This is a genomic window from Pseudomonas sp. 44 R 15, assembly GCF_900004965.1.
GTDB classification, from domain to species: Bacteria; Pseudomonadota; Gammaproteobacteria; order Pseudomonadales; family Pseudomonadaceae; genus Aquipseudomonas; species Aquipseudomonas orientalis_A.
Genome location: NZ_CVTU01000116.1, coordinates 1 through 5,066, shown reverse-complemented (window position 1 = coordinate 5,066; position 5,066 = coordinate 1). Strand labels below are relative to the sequence as shown.

The 5,066-nt window shown below is 51.4% G+C and carries 2 tRNA genes and 2 rRNA genes; all 4 read right to left on the bottom strand.

The features are described from left to right. Positions 1 to 59: 59 nt before the first annotated feature. The 4 genes from BFP93_RS24345 to BFP93_RS24330 all read right to left on the bottom strand — a co-directional run bounded on the left by BFP93_RS24345 (position 60) and on the right by BFP93_RS24330 (position 5,012). A 23S ribosomal RNA gene (locus BFP93_RS24345) occupies positions 60 to 2,951 on the bottom strand. Between the two features lie 237 nt (positions 2,952 to 3,188). After that, positions 3,189 to 3,264: transfer RNA gene (locus BFP93_RS24340), tRNA-Ala, on the bottom strand. A gap of 10 nt (positions 3,265 to 3,274) precedes the next feature. Continuing rightward, positions 3,275 to 3,351, bottom strand: a tRNA-Ile gene (locus tag BFP93_RS24335). A gap of 124 nt (positions 3,352 to 3,475) precedes the next feature. Continuing rightward, a 16S ribosomal RNA gene (locus BFP93_RS24330) occupies positions 3,476 to 5,012 on the bottom strand. The 16S and 23S rRNA genes sit together here with 2 tRNA genes alongside, the layout of an rRNA operon. Between the last annotated feature and the right edge of the window lie 54 nt (positions 5,013 to 5,066).

Genomic DNA, 5,066 nt, shown 5'->3' with positions numbered 1-5,066 from the left:
TCGTCTTCACACACCGCAATCTGATGCTCGTTAGAGTAGTCAAATTGCTTGGGTGTTATATGGTCAAGCCTCACGGGCAATTAGTATTGGTTAGCTCAACGCCTCACAGCGCTTACACACCCAACCTATCAACGTCGTAGTCTTCGACGGCCCTTCAGGGAACTCAAGGTTCCAGTGAGATCTCATCTTGAGGCTAGTTTCCCGCTTAGATGCTTTCAGCGGTTATCTATTCCGAACATAGCTACCCGGCAATGCCACTGGCGTGACAACCGGAACACCAGAGGTTCGTCCACTCCGGTCCTCTCGTACTAGGAGCAGCCCCTCTCAAATCTCAAACGTCCACGGCAGATAGGGACCGAACTGTCTCACGACGTTCTAAACCCAGCTCGCGTACCACTTTAAATGGCGAACAGCCATACCCTTGGGACCGGCTTCAGCCCCAGGATGTGATGAGCCGACATCGAGGTGCCAAACACCGCCGTCGATATGAACTCTTGGGCGGTATCAGCCTGTTATCCCCGGAGTACCTTTTATCCGTTGAGCGATGGCCCTTCCATACAGAACCACCGGATCACTAAGACCTACTTTCGTACCTGCTCGACGTGTCTGTCTCGCAGTCAAGCGCGCTTTTGCCTTTATACTCTACGACCGATTTCCGACCGGTCTGAGCGCACCTTCGTACTCCTCCGTTACTCTTTAGGAGGAGACCGCCCCAGTCAAACTACCCACCATACACTGTCCTCGATCCGGATAACGGACCTGAGTTAGAACCTCAAAGTTGCCAGGGTGGTATTTCAAGGTTGGCTCCACGCAGACTGGCGTCCACGCTTCAAAGCCTCCCACCTATCCTACACAAGCAAATTCAAAGTCCAGTGCAAAGCTATAGTAAAGGTTCACGGGGTCTTTCCGTCTAGCCGCGGATACACTGCATCTTCACAGCGATTTCAATTTCACTGAGTCTCGGGTGGAGACAGCGCCGCCATCGTTACGCCATTCGTGCAGGTCGGAACTTACCCGACAAGGAATTTCGCTACCTTAGGACCGTTATAGTTACGGCCGCCGTTTACCGGGGCTTCGATCAAGAGCTTCGCGTTAGCTAACCCCATCAATTAACCTTCCGGCACCGGGCAGGCGTCACACCCTATACGTCCACTTTCGTGTTTGCAGAGTGCTGTGTTTTTAATAAACAGTCGCAGCGGCCTGGTATCTTCGACCGGCATGAGCTTACGGAGCAAGTCCTTCACCCTCACCGGCGCACCTTCTCCCGAAGTTACGGTGCCATTTTGCCTAGTTCCTTCACCCGAGTTCTCTCAAGCGCCTTGGTATTCTCTACCCAACCACCTGTGTCGGTTTGGGGTACGGTTCCTGGTTACCTGAAGCTTAGAAGCTTTTCTTGGAAGCATGGCATCAACCACTTCGTCATCTAAAAGATGACTCGTCATCAGCTCTCGGCCTTAGAATCCCGGATTTACCTAAGATTCCAGCCTACCACCTTAAACTTGGACAACCAACGCCAAGCTGGCCTAGCCTTCTCCGTCCCTCCATCGCAATAACCAGAAGTACAGGAATATTAACCTGTTTTCCATCGACTACGCTTTTCAGCCTCGCCTTAGGGACCGACTAACCCTGCGTCGATTAACGTTGCGCAGGAAACCTTGGTCTTTCGGCGTGGGTGTTTTTCACACCCATTGTCGTTACTCATGTCAGCATTCGCACTTCTGATACCTCCAGCAAGCTTCTCAACTCACCTTCACAGGCTTACAGAACGCTCCTCTACCGCATCACTTACGTGATACCCGTAGCTTCGGTGTATGGTTTGAGCCCCGTTACATCTTCCGCGCAGGCCGACTCGACTAGTGAGCTATTACGCTTTCTTTAAAGGGTGGCTGCTTCTAAGCCAACCTCCTAGCTGTCTAAGCCTTCCCACATCGTTTCCCACTTAACCATAACTTTGGGACCTTAGCTGACGGTCTGGGTTGTTTCCCTTTTCACGACGGACGTTAGCACCCGCCGTGTGTCTCCCATGCTCGGCACTTGTAGGTATTCGGAGTTTGCATCGGTTTGGTAAGTCGGGATGACCCCCTAGCCGAAACAGTGCTCTACCCCCTACAGTGATACATGAGGCGCTACCTAAATAGCTTTCGAGGAGAACCAGCTATCTCCGAGCTTGATTAGCCTTTCACTCCGATCCACAGGTCATCCGCTAACTTTTCAACGGTAGTCGGTTCGGTCCTCCAGTTAGTGTTACCCAACCTTCAACCTGCCCATGGATAGATCGCCCGGTTTCGGGTCTATTCCCAGCGACTAGACGCCCTATTAAGACTCGCTTTCGCTACGCCTCCCCTATTCGGTTAAGCTCGCCACTGAAAATAAGTCGCTGACCCATTATACAAAAGGTACGCAGTCACCCAACAAAGTGGGCTCCCACTGCTTGTACGCATACGGTTTCAGGATCTATTTCACTCCCCTCTCCGGGGTTCTTTTCGCCTTTCCCTCACGGTACTAGTTCACTATCGGTCAGTCAGTAGTATTTAGCCTTGGAGGATGGTCCCCCCATATTCAGACAAAGTTTCTCGTGCTCCGTCCTACTCGATTTCATGACTAAGAGATTTTCGCGTACAGGGCTATCACCCACTATGGCCGCACTTTCCAGAGCGTTCCGCTAATCTCAAAGCCACTTAAGGGCTAGTCCCCGTTCGCTCGCCACTACTAAGGGAATCTCGGTTGATTTCTTTTCCTCAGGGTACTTAGATGTTTCAGTTCCCCTGGTTCGCCTCTTACGCCTATGTATTCAGCGTAAGATAACCATCTTATGATGGCTGGGTTCCCCCATTCAGACATCTCCGGATCAAAGTCTGTTTGCCGACTCCCCGAAGCTTTTCGCAGGCTACCACGTCTTTCATCGCCTCTGACTGCCAAGGCATCCACCGTATGCGCTTCTTCACTTGACCATATAACCCCAAGCAATCTGGTTATACTGTGAAGACAACATTCGCCGAAAATTCGAATTTCTCAATTAAGAGAACTCACAAATTTTACCTTAGCCTGATCCGTTACCAGTGAAAGTAACGTTCAGTCTATCTTTCTATCACATACCCAAATTTTTAAAGAACGATCTAATCAAAGACTAGAAATCAATATTCACTTCAGAATATTCATTTCTAAACTCTAACAGCAGAAGCAGTTAATGGTGGAGCCAAACGGGATCGAACCGTTGACCTCCTGCGTGCAAGGCAGGCGCTCTCCCAGCTGAGCTATGGCCCCATAACAAAATTGGTGGGTCTGGGCAGATTCGAACTGCCGACCTCACCCTTATCAGGGGTGCGCTCTAACCAACTGAGCTACAGACCCAATTTCGAGCGCGTAACTGATTAGCTAAGAGCTATCAGCTTGGAGCTTAAAGCTGCTTCTATCGTCTTCTTCAATGAATCAAGCAATTCGTGTGGGAACTTATGGAGCAGCTGATGTCGTCGATTAAGGAGGTGATCCAGCCGCAGGTTCCCCTACGGCTACCTTGTTACGACTTCACCCCAGTCATGAATCACACCGTGGTAACCGTCCTCCCGAAGGTTAGACTAGCTACTTCTGGTGCAACCCACTCCCATGGTGTGACGGGCGGTGTGTACAAGGCCCGGGAACGTATTCACCGCGACATTCTGATTCGCGATTACTAGCGATTCCGACTTCACGCAGTCGAGTTGCAGACTGCGATCCGGACTACGATCGGTTTTGTGGGATTAGCTCCACCTCGCGGCTTGGCAACCCTCTGTACCGACCATTGTAGCACGTGTGTAGCCCAGGCCGTAAGGGCCATGATGACTTGACGTCATCCCCACCTTCCTCCGGTTTGTCACCGGCAGTCTCCTTAGAGTGCCCACCATAACGTGCTGGTAACTAAGGACAAGGGTTGCGCTCGTTACGGGACTTAACCCAACATCTCACGACACGAGCTGACGACAGCCATGCAGCACCTGTCTCAATGTTCCCGAAGGCACCAATCCATCTCTGGAAAGTTCATTGGATGTCAAGGCCTGGTAAGGTTCTTCGCGTTGCTTCGAATTAAACCACATGCTCCACCGCTTGTGCGGGCCCCCGTCAATTCATTTGAGTTTTAACCTTGCGGCCGTACTCCCCAGGCGGTCAACTTAATGCGTTAGCTGCGCCACTAAGAGCTCAAGGCTCCCAACGGCTAGTTGACATCGTTTACGGCGTGGACTACCAGGGTATCTAATCCTGTTTGCTCCCCACGCTTTCGCACCTCAGTGTCAGTGTTGGTCCAGGTGGTCGCCTTCGCCACTGGTGTTCCTTCCTATATCTACGCATTTCACCGCTACACAGGAAATTCCACCACCCTCTACCACACTCTAGTCAGTCAGTTTTGAATGCAGTTCCCAGGTTGAGCCCGGGGATTTCACATCCAACTTAACAAACCACCTACGCGCGCTTTACGCCCAGTAATTCCGATTAACGCTTGCACCCTCTGTATTACCGCGGCTGCTGGCACAGAGTTAGCCGGTGCTTATTCTGTCGGTAACGTCAAAACAATCACGTATTAGGTAACTGCCCTTCCTCCCAACTTAAAGTGCTTTACAATCCGAAGACCTTCTTCACACACGCGGCATGGCTGGATCAGGCTTTCGCCCATTGTCCAATATTCCCCACTGCTGCCTCCCGTAGGAGTCTGGACCGTGTCTCAGTTCCAGTGTGACTGATCATCCTCTCAGACCAGTTACGGATCGTCGCCTTGGTGAGCCATTACCTCACCAACTAGCTAATCCGACCTAGGCTCATCTGATAGCGCAAGGCCCGAAGGTCCCCTGCTTTCTCCCGTAGGACGTATGCGGTATTAGCGTCCGTTTCCGAACGTTATCCCCCACTACCAGGCAGATTCCTAGGCTTTACTCACCCGTCCGCCGCTCTCAAGAGAAGCAAGCTTCTCTCTACCGCTCGACTTGCATGTGTTAGGCCTGCCGCCAGCGTTCAATCTGAGCCATGATCAAACTCTTCAGTTCAAACATCTTTGGGTTTTTAAGAAACCCTAAACTTGGCTCAGCAATCGTTGGTTA